This is a genomic window from Rickettsiella endosymbiont of Dermanyssus gallinae (genome assembly GCF_019285595.1).
Lineage (GTDB): Bacteria > Pseudomonadota > Gammaproteobacteria > Diplorickettsiales > Diplorickettsiaceae > Rickettsiella_B.
The window spans coordinates 38,530-54,940 of the sequence record NZ_CP079094.1 but is presented as its reverse complement, the minus strand read 5'-3'; the positions used below and the strand labels follow the sequence as shown (position 1 = coordinate 54,940).

The window sequence follows — 16,411 nt, the reverse complement described above, 5'->3', positions numbered from 1 at the left end:
CCCCTGCCGTCTCTTATCGCATCGAAGAAACCTACGATATTTTGCAAAATTACTTTGAATTATTTTAAGGAGAAAATTCGTGTTAAGCCGATTAGCTAAAAAAGCCTTTTATTCTGATAATCAGGATGACAACACTAAACGTGATTTACATACCATTCACGTTATACAACCACCTATTAATGTTAATTTACTGATTAAACAAGTCGATTTTATTGATAATTCACCCTGGCTATTGATTTATAATAAGCTGATTTCAGCAAAAATACAGGATGAGCTATTTTTACATGAAGTTAAAACGGGAGAAATAACATTTTCCGGCGGCTATCAACTCCAGTGTTCTTTACTTATGGAATATGACATACAAGAAGAGAACGTTATCTCTGAAAAATATACTGTCCTCAAGGTTTTTAATGTCATCAAACCCCATTAAAAAGTAATATCACTATCAAAATCTTCTTGGGATTTCATTTCAGGCGTTACGAGTTCACCCTTGCCTTTTGTTAGCATCTGCAATTCATTGGCAATAATGGATAACGTTATCTGTTCATTACCTTCTTTATCTTTCCATTTTTGTGTTTTAAGACGACCTTCGATATAGACTTTAGCGCCTTTTTTAAGATGATCACGCGCAATTTTAGCTAAACGATTAAATAACGTAATATAATGCCATTGCGTTTGTTTAATCCATGTACCCGCTTTATCCTTATAACTATCCGTCGTCGCTAATGAAAGTATTACAATAAGCTTATTTGTATCAGTTGAGTGAATCTTCGGGTTTTTACCTAAATTTCCAAGCAATGTTACTTTATTTACACCATGAGCCATAAAAAAGTCCTAAAAATAATAAATCTGTTTACCGATATGGAAATCCCTAACACTTAATAACAAAATTAGCCGCAAAATTTGATGAACGAGATTCAACTCCGCCTCTATCGCCCGTATTAGGTGAAAAATTAACGCTATAATAGTTTCCAGCAACACTACCGACAGAAGGAGAGGTCGAGGCATACAAATATTGACCCTTGTAGAGAGAAGGATGGCTATGGATTAATATTTCATCAAACTGAAATGAGCCGATACCATTTCCAATCAACCCTTGGCCATAATTAAAATAGCGGTCATCTACTTTGACACTGCCATCTTTATCCCAACCACGAATAAATGCATCTCGTAAATCGGGCACAGCAAAACAAAATTGATTAATAGCAATTTTAATTTTTTGAGCTACTTCCGGCATTGTCTCAGTACCTATAAAATCAACAGGGATATTAGTACCGGAAATAGGAGGCGGTTTACCCTGACCATTTACTTTAGCGAAAACGTTAAAGTTTTCATAACTTGTTGAGAAAATCCAGTAATCGCCCGGTTTGATTGTACTTGCGTCGACACAGGTAATACGTGTTAATTGATGTCCTCCTAAGAATTCAGCGAGGTAGATAGCTACGTCTCTAGCGGTTTGGGTCGATAAGAGTGATACTGCTATTGCAGTTAGGTTAGATGGTACCGGATTGGTGCCTTGTCCATCGACAGTGAACCATACTCCGTAGGTATTGGTTGTATTTGAAAATTGAAACCACTTACCACGTAAATTTTTAGCATCCGTACCTTCGATATAAAAAAGCTGTTTTACTAATGCACCATTCCGTAAAGGAACAATATTAAAGCCACTGATCTTATCATCTGGGGGTGTTACACCAGCAGCGATTTTACCCTGTACATAAACACGATTAGGATAATCAGAACTGAGGTAGGCATTGACGCCATAATCATTGCCTTTAAATACACCTTCTACGGTAAATCCTGATGTTTCAGGTGTACTTATTCTTGCTGCTCCCGAACGATTGGTAGTTAAAATTAATTGGTTATTACTGTTCAAATTAACGGTAACAAAGCTAGTACCCGTTCCAAATTGATAATAACCTATTTCATCGTTCCAAAGTCTATTAGCAAGACGTATATTAGGGATCACTCTGTGTACAGTACCTGATCGTAAATAACGCGTACCATCACAAAGTAATTCACCAAATTGGACTGTGGGATAAGCAGCAGGAAATATTTTGCCTATATCACCATCATAAATAAATAAACTACCTTGCCTATAATAAACAGGCAATCCATTACTTAAGTCATCAGGCTCTGGTTTTGGTAAAAAATCATGTAGATACTTAATAATTGCATCTAATGCTTCATTAAGCTCGGTCTTTATTTTATCTATCTCTACTTGTACATCATTTCCATTGGCTAAATAATTCCATCTTGTCTGTGTTACTTGAGAACTGGGAGAATCGAATAACCCCCTTACCCATACCTTGCCTTCCTTGGTTGTAAATACCTGAATTTGATTCTGCATATCTAAATACCCGGAAGTTTCCTCCGGTAAATTAGGATTGCTATCGACAATATATCGACCTTCTTTTTTTAGATTATTGACATCCTCTTTTGTATCGCCAAGGTAAGGAATACAACCATTAACATAATCTAATTTAACTAGCATTGATTCACCTCTTTATTCCAAAGTATTGTGAGAACAAAATTTTCTTTTATTCCCAAAAGACGTCGTTTGCCTGTAAATCTTAGAGAAAAAAAACTGTTAAAATCATCTTGTAGACTAGCAAGCTGCATGAGTTAGGTTTTAATAAATCCATTTACCACTAAAGAAGGTTGCATAATGTTAAAAGGAGTACTTCCTCCTGTAGAGTTGGTTTTGCCAGGACTCTCTTTTCCACACCCCCCGTAAGGTCCACCTTGAAATGTTTCCACTTTTGGATGGTCTATAAATGTGTGGGTATGTGCAACGAGCTCATCTATCGTCATTTTATGTGTTTCTTCACCGCCACTACTTCCAACGATATTGCCGAGTATAGCTGAGGCATCCCCACCTGCACCGACTAAGGTACGTCGACAGAAGTTAGGAATATTAAAGGTTGTACTGCCATCACCCTCACCGAATTGAGTGCCAATAGCATCAAATAAATCAGCATACTCAATACGGCCAACTTCACGTTCATCCATTAAAAGAAACCCTGGACGCTCAGTAATATGCGCCCCTGTTAAAATGAAATCACCGGGTTGTATCAACCTATTAATTTTCTTTTCGATTACATCCAATTTCTTTTCGACTGCATCCAATGCATCATCAAGCTGGGTCTTTAATTTATCTATTTCTACTTGTACATCACTTCCGTTGGCTAAATAATTCCATCTTGTCTGTGTGACTTGAGAATTGGGGGAATCAGATAAACCCCTTACCCATACCTTACCTTCTTTGGTTGTGAATACCTGGATTTGATTCTGCATATCTAAATACCCGGAAGTTTCATCCGGTAAATTAGGATTGCTATCGACAATATATCGGCCTTCTTTTTTTAGATTATTAACATCCTCTTTTGTATCACCAAGGTAAGGAATACAGCCATTAACATAATCTAATTTAACTAACATTGACTCACCTCTAATATCGGCGTCTGCGTTGACTTCGCACAGTGCTTCGCGTATTTACATAGCCTAGGGGGTTTAATACAAACTCTTCCATTTCCTTTTGATGTATCGAAGATAACAGCGAATCTGAATCTTTAATTAAATGCTTATTCAATTCTTGGACTAACATTGCAGCCGCATCTGCTCTGTCATCCTTTGTTAAACATCCCTTGTCATAGGTTATTAGATCGAGTTGCGTAAATAAGCTGTATTGCCAACGCTTATCTGCCGAATACTTCAAGCAATCTAGCTTATCTCGCTCCAAACACTCCGCATGCACGATCAACTTATGCCGACGTAATACAGGACTTAATGTATCTATAATCCTTCGCTCTTTTTGTGCTGTGTTGTATAGGTCTCGGCAACCCATAACGATACCTGTCTCATTCATCCTGTTTAAGAATAAACTTCGCACCGTTCCATGACCCATATTTGATTCAATAACAATATCGGATACCCCCAGCAGAGAAGCGAGATTTAATAGCCAATCGATATTGTCGTTCGTCACTCCTCCCTGTAATCCCCCCACACTAAAGAGATGAATATAACTGGCGGCTGATCCACCTACGCAATAACTCACTTCATCACCTCGACAACCCGCCGGGTCTATCACCATGATCTTATGTTCGTAAGGGACTAACATAGCGCTGTCCGTAGGGCTACACTGCGATAAATCTTTTCCTATTTGTTGGCAGCGATACGTTCCTGTTATAGATACCTGACTTGGCGCTTGAGTCGTGGAACCCGATGACAACACTAAAATATCCTGTACTTTAATCCTCGCCCTGCTTGCATCCGATAGGTCTGCATTCAACATATACTGCAACTCAAATCCTTCTGGCCCCCAGTCTAATTCCTTCTCGAGCAAGATATCCTCGGTGTATCTCTCTGGGTCAGCGGATTCGCCCCTATCTCCTGATACGCCATATCCTGACTGTTTAAAGCGCTGTGATAATGCAAGTACATAAGGAGCAAGCGTATGGCCATATGTCCGTATTGCTTTATCGGATGGCACTCTGCCTGGCCATATCCGTATATCAAATCCACGATTAGGTAACGTCTTATAGATCGATTGCCTTGTCTGATATGTTCCTAAATAAATAATCTGACCATGTGTACATATTCCGGAAAAATCTTTACTGGTATTGAGTAACTTATCTCGTTCTGTCTGACTATAGCCATTCTTAGTCGACTCAATATCATCCGCTATCAATACATCGGCCCGCTTACCTTGCAGCGATGCCGTTATACCGATACAGGCAATGCTGGGTGATTTATCCAACGGCTTAAGTGCATTGTTGATATCGTATGAACAGTACGATGACCTATCTCCCTGACATTTGTTTGCCTTCATACAGTTAAGAATGGGCCAATGCTCTATTAACCGAACTATCAATGTAGCTAATTCGGATGCCTGTCTTCCCGCTGCCGAGATAATTAAGACACGCGTCCTCGGTTCCATAATCAGACTCCACACCCCATATAAGGCGGTTAATGTACTTTTCGCCTCACCTCTCTGCGCTAAGATCATTTTCTTTTTAGGGCCTGTCTGTAAATAATGTGCTATATCCGCTTGCATGTCGGTTAGACTGAACCCTAAGAATTTCATGCCATAACAAGCAAAGTCCCTAAAGTCTTCAAAGCATACCTTCAAGAGAGATAACTGCTCTGTTGCTCTATACGATATCCCCGAAAGAGGTTCAGCAATAGACTCTAAAAAAGCGACTTTTCTGGATAATGATGGGTTCGTATACATATTAATACGATGGCCTACAATTCTTTGAACTGCTCTATCGCTTGTGCAAGACTCCTTGGTTCATCATCCAAATCGAGTGTCTGTTGTACTTTATAAACGGTGATCTCGTTATCCTTTAAAAACTTAGCAATCACAGACTTATCAGCAGAACTTAAGTATTTGCCAGAAGCTGTGCTGGCTTCTAGCTGCGACAGCAACGAATCCACAAATAAATTATGAAGTTTATAAAGCTTCTGACTATCGAGTCTCACTCGTCATCCAATTCCAATACCTTTTCATGTTCCAATATCTTTTTCTGATCTTGCTTTAAGGTATACGTCGTTGCATCAATCACTGTACCTGCAGGAACTTGCTCCGTGAGGTACACCGTCGTACCTTCTGAATCCGTGGTGTAGGTATAACTCTCTCCTAAAATCTGCAATACACCATTCAGATGCAATTCCATCGTACTAATATCAGTTGCCTTCAAGTCAAATACATCGGTTTCTATCGCCAGTGTTAATACTTCTTCGTACTGCATAACATTAGCCTTGCCTATCGACTTAATGATGTTTTGTATTTGCCTTAAATTGTCTGATATCAGTACCATCAATCGGTCATAAATATCTTTTAATGCTTTATCAACGTAGCGCTTCGTTGTCGCATCTTGATCTAATATCGGGTCTGCCAGATTGAAGATACGTAAATGGTTCATATCTAAGTTCTTTCTGAAGTTAGCGACAGATACACCTTCAATAACTTCTTGAGCTAATAACAATAACTGTTCATAGGCCTCATCTAACTGCTCCCGAAAGAACGGCGCGCCTTGTGAAAAGTTAACGCGCATCTTCGTATTATCGGTGCTTCGATAGAGGTACACTGTTCTATCCGCCTCTAAAGGCGTTTTTAGATGAATCGTATTCCTCGATTCAAAGATATAACCTTCTTTAGGTAGGGGAATATCGTCGATCGTTATATTGATATCTTCTTGCTCAAAATAGTCTATGTTCACAGGTAAGATTTGCTGTCCTTCGACACTCTTAAAGGATTCCCATGATAATGCCATCTCAATATCTCCTTATCTTTAATCAATCATCCGATAATGCTCTACCTACCGCTCGCACTATCGGATTAATCCGCAGTAAGGGTGCTGCTTTTAAATAATCTTCTACGGTTAAGTCTTTGTCTTTAGGATTTAATGTGGCTGTAATAAGATTACCTATCCAGCTACCTGCTGCACCTATAGGTGCTATCTGGCCTATCTCACCTGGTCTTGTCAGTAATCTAGGTAGGCTACTCATAACCCCTAACATCGTTGTATTCATTGCAGCATCTGATATAAACCCAGCTGTCGTCTTATAGTCCTCTGCACCAGAAACCTTGTTTTTCAATGCCGTTAACATCAAACTAAACGGCATCTGATAAAGCAGCATCATACTGATACCGAGATTACCTGACTTGACACTCTCGTTACGTAACAGCTTGTTCTGTGCGACTAATGCGAATTTATTCCAGCCCATTAGCTGTTTCATAACAGGTGTGAACTCTGCAAAGTAAGGCGCTTCGCCTAATCGTCCTTTCTGTACAAAGTAATCCATTGCTCGAAGACCTACACCATTCAGTTCCCTCTGTAGACTATCTTCAAATAATCCTTCTGGGCTGTATCCTCCCTTTAATCGAGCGGCTAGTTCGTCTGTCATGCCAAAGTCTCTTAAAATCCGCATGGCTTCGGCGTGCGATTTCTCACCTACAACGTCAACGCCTTTAAAAATACGATTGAAATACGTATACAAAAGACCTGAATTAAGATTGATCTGCCCATTCAAGACATACTTCATTCCATTTAGGTAATGTGTACCCGAAGCAGATGATCGGATCATACGATACAACGTACCTGATACATTCAAGTCAGAGTTGTCCATCGCGTAATTGTGTATTAATCGCCACTTAACATCATCCTTAGGGACGGCATTAAGAATAGTACTCAGCTCTTCTCTTAACTGTGGGTTCTCGATAAGGTGAGTAAAGTCTTTCCACATACCACCTTGTAGTATCGCTTTGAATACCTTGGTATATCCGTACTTGAATGCTGCTATACCAAAGTCTATTGCTGCGTAATATCCAGAGCCGCCTAATGCCATAAGGCTACCTAAGCTGGATACGGATTGTAATAACTTGTTATTATCAGAAGGTAGATAGCCTAGAATAGCATCGATACCTGTGATCATATCCTGAGACCACTGAGTAGGTACACCCGCTGTATGTTGGATACGATTTACTTCATCTCTTAAGTGCGTTAAGTTTTTAAAGCCTACATGTGCTAAGGAATATCTACCTGATTGGATAGCATTATATCGCTGCATCAATCGTGTTACATCTGTATCAAGTAAGTCGGCTAGTCTTAGTCGTTTACCCTCCCCGATATCGTGTATTTTGTTGGTATCGAATGCGGTTCTGTTTTTTAGATTGCTGCTTAATCCCTTCGCTTCCTGTGCTTCTGATATGAATTTCATAACAGAATCAGCATTAAACCCTGCATCAATAAACCCGGCTATCTTCTTACTGTTATCGCCCGAGAATGTTGTAAGGTTGTCTATCCTACCTGAACCGTTCTTAGTCAGTCTGTCTAACCACATCTGACTCGCTTCTTCTAATACAGATGCATCTACCTCTGGCATTAAGTCTTTGATACTACGACGTAACAGCGTTTTTATATTAGCCGTACTAAATCCCTGTTGTATCAGATGTGATATCTTATCTGTGCTATACCTTCTAGGTAGGTAATATTCTGATGGTGCAACATCATTTAGGAAGCCAGCTGCTCTCCCTTCTTTGTACCCTATCTCTGCCCATCTTGACTCTTTGTAAGCTTTAACAAGATCAGCTATAGCAGCGTTAGGTACTTCAGGAATAACTCTTCCCGCTATATCAGCATCGTAAGCTTGATGCATATACTCGGTGAACGCTTGATTAATTTCTTTATACTTTTTTATCAGCTTATCTCTACCAAACATCTGTTGTATCTTGCCGAATCCAAAATGTTTGTTTAAGACATCCGAGATAGCTTCTTCAAAGTGCATACTTGCATTAACTAGCTTACCTTCTATGATCCTTTTATAATCAGTCGCTGACATAGACCCTGTCATATCAGCGGCATCAGCAAATAAACTGCTAGCCAGATTAGTCGTCTCTTGATTGTACTTCGCTACCCGGGTGTAGTAATCCAAGTCTGGATTAAGTTTAGAAGCTTTTCTGAAGGTATGCCTTATAACATCTGCTCTGTACTTAGAAGGATCAGCCGCTACCTCATCAGGGTCTGCTTTAGATAATACCGCTTTACGGGATTCTCTCATCATATCTGATTCTAAATTAGGCATGAAGAAAGCGGTGGTTGCTAGCTCATCTTTAGGAATACGCTTAGCACTCAGTAGATCATGCAGGCTGTTAATCAAATCAGTATAAGCGGTATTCGTATCTGTATTGACTTGAAGTAGCTGGAGTAGCTTCCTAGTGAGTGTACGTAGCGTACTCTCTTTAGCACCAAGCAGACTCGGTGTGTTATGTAAATATTTAACAAGAGGATTATTCTGATGCCCTTTAGTAAAGAGGTTAGCGACTAGTTCTTCAGGAGACTGTAAAGCGTACTCCATTAGCTTATTATTATATTTAGTCCCTGTTTTCTCTCCAAATCGTTTAATCTTTACATCAGTCCAGTATAGCGCTTTAAGCTTCTTGTGCATCTTAAAGAGGTCTTCAGCCGCTGTCTTAGCGATGCCTGTTAGCTTACCGGCTCTAAAGTCTGCTATCTGATGTACGGTACCCGCATGTAACAGCTCATGCATCAATGCTGAGCCTTCTGCTTTAGACATATTATTTAAGTCTTTAGCTTTGATAATAATATGCTTATTCCTCAGAGTATAACTACCTGGGGCTTTGTACTTAGTATTAGCTGTTATCTTTAGGTGGGGGTTAGTTTCTAATAGGTGGTCTAACAGCTGGTGAGCAACTTGTTTATCGGTAATACTTAGCTTGCTGTTATCTACGTAGCTTCTTATCTTGGTAGGTTCTGTATAAGGTATATCCTTTTCAAGGTTAGGATTATAAACTCTACTTAGCTTCGTATCCCTTACCTGTGCATTCTGTATAGCATCGGCTTCTTTATCTATACGAGTACTTCTAACGGGTCTGATATCAGGATCAGGCATCAATCTAGCAGGTGCTGTATCAGATGCTAGCTCTGCTGTAGTAAACATACTGTCGGAATTACTGCGAAAGTTATTACTAAACTCTTCCTTTGCTTGAGTCGCTGCTTTAGGGGGCGTTTGTGTATACCCCCTATTTACGTTTGTAAATACCCCTTTAGGTATAACAGGCTCACCATTAGCCCATTTAGTCTTAGCTATATCGAGAGCATTCACCCCCGTACGATAAGCATAAGGTGCTATGGCGCCTGTTCCTATGGCTGCCGCTACCCAGTCTCCTACATTTGCACCACCTATCCTATTCTTAGCCGCTGCAACCAAATTTAAAACATCCAACGAAGCCGTGGCCGTATTGCCTACGAGTCCATATCCAGCCAGAGATAACTGAGATACCAACAACGGTAAGTCTGCTCCGATAGCACCCGCCGCCGCAGACCAAGGATTAGCCGCCATAATCTCCAAAGATTCACGATGATCTAAGACCTTCTGCTGCTTGTACTCATATTCCTCTAAACTGTTGCTCTTCAATAAATAACCAGCCTCTTCTTTGTTATAAATAGCACCACCTTGATGACTTGCTTTTACCGCTTCTCCACTATCAAAGTTATCGTCTGACTCAAAGTTTGGCGACATTAGCCAGTCTACGATATTGGCTGTCGTGCTTTCTTTTGCTCCCTCGATAGCGGAAGCAAGACGAGAGACAGGATCCGCTTGGTAACGTTTTTCATACCACTTGGCTATTTGTTTGTCTTCGAGGTTATCCAGAGCCGACTTAGGTACCAACGGCGCTGGCTTTGTGACGGTCTTCAATAAGGGGTTAGGCGCTTTCTTCTGCGCTACAGCCGGATCAATCGGAGTAACCGGGTTATTACCAAACTGGAATAGGTCTGGCTTAGGTTGTACGTCTGTCATCAGTGACTCCTAACCTACTCAAAAATCCTGTTTCTGCTAGGGAGAGGCCCATTCGGCTGATATACATAATGTTGTCCAACTGGGTAAGAACACTCCGTTGATAATGACTCAATCCTGAAGTATCTGATGCCTCTAATCCTGTTTTCTTGCCAATTTGCAACAATTTAGGAATAAGTGCTTTTGCAGTGTTAGGATCATCACTTAGGTAAACAGAGGCTAACAGCTCTATCGATTTGTTATATGCCTCGGGGGGTAGCTTTGATGCTTTGACCATTGCTGTCACCTTAGGCAATACATCAAAGTCCATCTTTTTTATAATCTCTTCTCTAGGTTGATCTGAATGCTGTAACTGGTTCGCTAAAATATGATTCCGGAGTTCAGGGTCTAGATTTAACTGCGTATTTGTACTTTGTCCCTGTACTGTTTCTAACTGCATTCCATCTTCTACCGATTTAGCATAGACAACGGGCATAGCGGCTTTCCTGCCTTCCGTCTTAGCTTTGGTGTAGTACGCTTCCTGCTTTTGTTTAGCAATCTGATTAATCGTTGCAAGGGAGACAATGACGTCTTGAAAGGGAAGTCCCGCTTCGTTCGCCTTATCAAACTTGATGTGATATCCAGAAGTCCCATCGGTATAAAATTCAGCATCTCCCAGCTTACGAGATATATCGGCGGGTAAGTTTTCGCCTAGCTTATCCTTCAACACGGCAATCACAGCATCCTGTAATCCCTCTTTCCATATCTCAGGGTCTATACTGTTTAATCGGGATTGGCTAATAGGATCCATCTGTCTTCGCATATCTTGACTGGTAAAGTGACCCAGCATGCGGGTGTCAAACACCCAGTTCGTCCCCTTGATTTCCTCTAGTTTTAAGATCGGATTACGTTGCTGCCAGATACTGGATACAATGCTGTTGATATTCTTAGGAGAGTCTCTGAGCATATCTGGAGACTGTATCTGCAACTCATTTAAGATAGCCTTCATCTGAGACTTAATTACATTGTCTGATAAGTCTCTGTCAGCACCTGTCCAACCAAAGGTCGTAAAGAATCCCTTGATAGCACCCGTGTCATATATCTGCTTAGCATCCTTATTAATATCATGGATACCAGGAACCGGAATTGGATTCGCATGCGATTCCTTATCGTCTAGGTAGTTTTTAAATTTCTGGTATAGATTTCCTTCCGTCGTATTCGTTAAGGCCACCGCCTCCACAGCAGAACGGTATGCCACAGGAACCTGATCCGCTATCTCCTGGAAATTGATGGAATCGGCTACCCTTAACTGTGACACCGTAAAATTAAGCATGTCAGCAAACCGACTGCTAATCTTCCCCGACTCTATCTGGCTTCCCAAGTCCTCTACCGCGTACTCCCAACCGCGCTTTAATAAACCTTTCCACGCTAAGCTGGATTCAGGATCATTATCTCGCTTTGCTGTCTGAATCAGACTCGAGATATTTTGGCTGTCTGGATTAAGCTGCTTTATGCTCGCCTCTCGTACCTCTTGTGGAGACAATCCAAGTTGACCTGCTTGTTGTATGATCCCTGTCTCTGTCACAGCACCCGACTGAATACGTGACTCTAAGGCAGCTTTAGGGTTAGATGCGGGGTCTGCATCCTTCATAAACTTTAGAAATTGATTAGCTGTAAGCGTACCTTCCTTGACATGCTGAGCTAAGACTTGAGAAAACGCCGTAAGCTTAGCCTGTCTCTGATTAACATCGGCTATCTGAGATATCTGTTTAGCTGCCTCTGTAGACGCTATCAAAACCTGTGGCTTCTGTTCTCTGACTTTCTTGTTATAACTGGTATGTAATGCGGTTATCGAACTCGCATATGCAGCGCCTAACTTAGGTAAGATATAATTAGCAAAGTCGGATACTTGCTGTGGGGAAACAGCCGCTTCGCCATACGCCTTCAAACTGTTCTTAATAATCTCCTTCTTGTCCTTATCCGGTATCGCCCCATTTGATTGCAGATTATTAACCGAATGCATGAACTGCTTAAAGCTCGAACCTGGTGTAACCGCATCGATGCCTTGTTGGTTTATAATCACACGGTTAAAACTATCATAGGCACTCTCAATGCTCCGCTGTTGGGCTACACCAAACCGGGCTTTCTCAAACGCTTTAAACCCTGCGGTATTACTTGATTCTAAACTTTTAGCTAGATTATTCTCGAAATCCTTGCCTACATACTGTTTATATCCGGCTACGCTTTCTAATAATTTACTATGCAATTCTTGTCGCTTTGTGTAGTACTCCGTATCGGAATAACCCGAATAAGCACCCTGCTGGGCTAATTCAGCTAAGCTATTTTGGTATTGATTGATCTGATGTTGTAGGGCTGTATTTGCATACCCTTGTTTATAGGAATCTCGTATCCACCAACGCTGTGTCTTGGCGCGATCTTCTATATTATCCTGAGGATTCGCGTTAGCATCCACAGCACCCTTTGCGATGGCCTGTTGATCGATGCTCTGCATAACACCAGGCAGCATTGGCAATATCCCTTGTAGAAAAGACTCTGCTGCTGAAGGGCTAGAGTAGACTTCCGGCGTCTTAAACTGCGGCGACGCAACGCCAGTTAAGAAGTTAGCTGATTGGGTTTCTTGTAATGGATTTAAAGGCATTTCACTTTATCCCTCTCTCAAACTAATTTTGCTGACTGTAGAGACATGCCGACTGCTTTACCGATACCTTCCCATATACCTTTGTTCAGAATACCTCGGTAGTTGCCCATTACCGCATCTCGCATATTAAACTTGGCTTGGTCAGCTATCTGATCTAACTGCATATTTGATATCGTCAACATCTGGTCAAGACTGTTTTTCTGCTTACCCGTTAACAACGATTCGGCTGTCGATACGGTTGCAACCGCATCTTTAACAGAAGCACCGATGTTATCGCCAGCACCCGCATTAATCTGACTCTTATCCTGTGCTCCTTGCGCTTGTATGTTGAACAAACTCCCCTGAATAGCCTGCTTGTTTGCATTGAACTGAAGCTGCTGTTGTGTAAAAGCTTTCATCGATTGCAACGCTATACTCTTATTGTATTCTGCTATCGCTTTGTTCTGAGCGGTTGTTTGCTCTGCATTAAAGATACTATCTTGACTAGCACTATAGATGCTGCTGGCGGCTATTAACCCTGCTCCTGTTGCTGCAAATCCCATGAATACTGTACCTCTTTATATTCTTGCGCTTCGGGGGTAATAACTTAATAAATACCAAACATTCACGATGTTCATATCATGGTTTCCCACAACACTAAATGTGACATACGTACTATCGGCTATTGTCCTGCAAGGAAACTGCACGTTATTTCCTTTGGATACTAAGGCTTTATTAAGTTTTAAATCGGTACTATTCATTATTAACCCTGTCTGCTTGTACCGAATGTCTACACCTGTCCTTGTGTCTTTTACACGACAATACATTTCCCCTATGCTGTAAATACTGGCCGCAAGACGTACCAGACGCACCTTCGATGTTCCTACTTCCTTATTATTCTGATCCTTTAAGATCACAGGTGTTAACGTATAAGTACTTTCATAACCAATACCCACCTGGTAAGCCCCATCCGGTATGTCTGCATATAACCGATCATCCTTAATACGAATCGCGACAGGTTCTGTTGCATACGTATTGTTATCTCCAGGCAAGCCAATTAATGCTAAATGCGAGGCATAATCTAATAACATCTTAGGCAAGATGGCAGAGCCTCCTTTCAAAGGTATGCGTGTCCATAAATCTAAGAAGATGGCATTACGAGCCCTAGGATTTATTCGAGATACAATGAATCCTGGCGCTGTACTAAACATAACCTTTGAGAGAATAATCAACTCCTCTCCCGCAAAATACGCCGAGATGACATCTGTTTTGAATCGCCATAGGCTCCAACTATTCTGCTGTTTTCCATCAGATGACCATAAGTATTCATAAACATATAAATCCTTCGGATTTGATCCCGACGCGATGGCGATGTTCATCGTACTGCTGGACACAATAAAACGTATATCTCCCTCAAAAAATTCAGGTAAATGCTGGGTTGCATCTTGGGAGATGTACTGACTATTCGTGTACTCCGAAGGAACTAACTCTAAAAATCCGGAGTAATTCATATCACGCTTGAAAGGATAGAGAATGGTCTGCCCTATTAATCCACCAGGAATTTGACTCGTACAATTCAAACTAGAAGTAATGCTGACACTTGCATTCTGCGGTGTCAGAATACTGTTCCCTGCTGAAACAACCGCTTGTAGGTTGTCACCAAATACAATCAAGTCTTTATTAAACTGAATACCCTGCCTTAAGGTTGTATTCTGGCTGGAACCTATCCCTAAATCGATTCGGTCTGATGGAAGCAGCGCTATAACCGAACTACGATAGAAACGAAAAGGGTCTGTTGAATTAGACATACTGACATAACAGCCAGACAAAAAAACTAACCTACCTTGATAGGTTGATATCCCTGTTATGTAACCGTTCTTGACAAATCCTGGGTCATCGTTGTTATGACTATCACCTGATAAGAGTCCTGCATAATCTCCTTCATGCAGACCATCAACATCTAAATATAACGGCATGTTACTTAAACGTGACGTACTGCCATACTTCGCTGTCTCCAACCACGTTGTGGAGGCATAATTAAACTTAAAATAAGCTAAATTTTCCGGGTCTGTCCCTACTGAAATAATATATCCATCCAATATCTTCGGTAAGTTAGCAGGTAAGTCTTCGATAGAATTTGTATTGTTTAATCCCGATACCCCTATGAAGCTACTTCCAGATGTTGTTGTTATTCTTAAGTCATCCGTGTCGGCCGCAATAGCTACATAAGGGCCATCTCTCACGACGGTTATGTTCGGTATCTTTAATGCATTAATTGCTTTCTCTAACTCTGCCGCCACATTGTCTATGCTTGATAATGCGCCATCTTTTGAATCCGATCCCGATGGCGTTTTATACTGTACGGTCACCGGCGTGATCCCTGTTGCTTCAATATGCAACTTATAATCCTTACTGAATGCTGACGCTTTAACAAAAAAGAAACCATTCCGACTTGGGTTTAAAGAGCCTGGATTAGACTCTTTTCCGATAGGCTGTTCAGTATTGAGGATAAAAACTTTATCTTTTAATGCGGTTGTCTGGATGCTTAAATTAGACTTCCCCACAAGATACGTATGACTACCTGTGTATTTAGTACGAAAGTCTTTGTTAAGAACCCAATAAGTGCCAGATATCGCATCAATATAAAGATGACTGGATGACTCACTCGATTCTGTTCCAAAACGAGGTAAATAAATGCTATACAAACCCGTTGCTGATACCGTACTTAATATAAAACCAGCCGTATTAGGCAACCCAGGTCTTCTACGTAAAGATGTCGTTGGGTCTGATAACATATTTATCTGCGCTTCTGCTTGTCCGTCTATACGAAGTTGTGGTGTCTGTTGTGATACCCCTTGTAATAGCGATACGTAACTACCTTCGATAGCCGTCATATATATCTCGCCCCATTGAGCTGTCTATATCGAGCACTATACATCGTACTCAATCGCTGATTTCTAACATGTTCTCGATGTAATAGGGATAAAGATCGTTCGGCTTCTTCTAGCAATATTTTGTAATTATTATCTACACCGATATCATCCCGATACGTATTAGCGGCTGTCTTGTTTGCTACGTAAAGCGATGCATATTCAGGCATCCTATCCATCTCTAAATCTAACACTATCTTAAGCTGCACTTTTTCTGAAAAAACTTTACTCTGCCTATTAATATCGAATAAATAACCATCGGGTGTACGTAGATACTTTTCCCCTTTAACAACCGAATAAATACTCAAGCTGTTATGGGGAGGCGTTATAGAACCGTCCTGACTCGGTATGAATGCTTGTTCTATCGTATTAAACCACCAGCCTGTCGCGAGTAAACCTATCCGTACCTGATCTATCCCTGAAATGATGATGCCTACACTCGGATTATCCGAAGCTAAGGTCACTATCTCTTGTTCACCTATCGCTCTTAAGGATGTATTAATCGCTTGTATCTGATTCATGTGATTAATTACACACTCCC

Annotated in this window: 12 protein-coding genes; 1 reads left to right on the top strand and 11 read right to left on the bottom strand. The window is 40.9% G+C overall.

The window, feature by feature from the left end:
* Positions 1-79 precede the first annotated feature (79 nt).
* On the top strand, positions 80-430 hold the full coding sequence (locus KX723_RS00260; RefSeq protein ID WP_218814153.1) for a hypothetical protein: 351 nt from the start codon (positions 80-82) through the stop codon (positions 428-430).
* On the opposite strand, the gene KX723_RS00255 is transcribed toward KX723_RS00260, so the two are convergent.
* The 11 genes from KX723_RS00255 to KX723_RS00205 all read right to left on the bottom strand — a co-directional run bounded on the left by KX723_RS00255 (position 427) and on the right by KX723_RS00205 (position 16,391).
* A complete protein-coding gene (locus tag KX723_RS00255; protein WP_218814152.1) occupies positions 427-825 on the bottom strand; it encodes a single-stranded DNA-binding protein in 399 nt (132 codons plus the stop codon). The two genes, KX723_RS00260 and KX723_RS00255, sit on opposite strands and share 4 nt — an antisense overlap.
* Positions 826-871: 46 nt before the next feature.
* Positions 872-2,494, bottom strand: coding sequence for a hypothetical protein (locus KX723_RS00250; protein ID WP_218814151.1), 1,623 nt, complete (start codon positions 2,492-2,494; stop codon positions 872-874).
* Positions 2,495-2,625: 131 nt separating this feature from the next.
* Entirely contained in the window at positions 2,626-3,441 is an 816-nt protein-coding gene (locus KX723_RS00245; protein WP_218814150.1) for a tail fiber protein, read from the bottom strand.
* Between the two features lie 10 nt (positions 3,442-3,451).
* On the bottom strand, positions 3,452-5,233 hold the full coding sequence (terL, locus tag KX723_RS00240; protein ID WP_218814149.1) for a phage terminase large subunit: 1,782 nt from the start codon (positions 5,231-5,233) through the stop codon (positions 3,452-3,454).
* A 14-nt stretch (positions 5,234-5,247) separates the two neighbouring features.
* Positions 5,248-5,484, bottom strand: coding sequence for a hypothetical protein (locus KX723_RS00235; protein ID WP_218814148.1), 237 nt, complete (start codon positions 5,482-5,484; stop codon positions 5,248-5,250).
* Positions 5,481-6,278 carry a phage tail fiber domain-containing protein gene (locus KX723_RS00230; protein WP_218814147.1) on the bottom strand — a complete coding sequence of 266 codons (798 nt, stop codon included), beginning with the start codon at positions 6,276-6,278 and terminating at the stop codon, positions 5,481-5,483. Before KX723_RS00230 ends, KX723_RS00235 begins: the two co-directional genes overlap by 4 nt.
* A gap of 22 nt (positions 6,279-6,300) precedes the next feature.
* On the bottom strand, positions 6,301-10,326 hold the full coding sequence (locus tag KX723_RS00225) for a replication-relaxation family protein (RefSeq protein ID WP_218814146.1): 4,026 nt from the start codon (positions 10,324-10,326) through the stop codon (positions 6,301-6,303).
* On the bottom strand, positions 10,307-12,961 hold the full coding sequence (locus tag KX723_RS00220; RefSeq protein WP_218814145.1) for a hypothetical protein: 2,655 nt from the start codon (positions 12,959-12,961) through the stop codon (positions 10,307-10,309). The genes KX723_RS00225 and KX723_RS00220 overlap by 20 nt, the downstream gene beginning before the upstream one ends.
* Before the next feature lie 17 nt (positions 12,962-12,978).
* On the bottom strand, positions 12,979-13,503 hold the full coding sequence (locus tag KX723_RS00215; RefSeq protein WP_218814144.1) for a virion core protein, T7 gp14 family: 525 nt from the start codon (positions 13,501-13,503) through the stop codon (positions 12,979-12,981).
* A 15-nt stretch (positions 13,504-13,518) separates the two neighbouring features.
* Positions 13,519-15,834 carry a phage nozzle protein gene (locus KX723_RS00210; protein WP_218814143.1) on the bottom strand — a complete coding sequence of 772 codons (2,316 nt, stop codon included), beginning with the start codon at positions 15,832-15,834 and terminating at the stop codon, positions 13,519-13,521.
* Positions 15,831-16,391, bottom strand: a complete 561-nt coding sequence (locus KX723_RS00205) for a hypothetical protein (protein WP_218814142.1) — start codon at positions 16,389-16,391, stop codon at positions 15,831-15,833. Before KX723_RS00205 ends, KX723_RS00210 begins: the two co-directional genes overlap by 4 nt.
* Positions 16,392-16,411 lie beyond the last annotated feature (20 nt).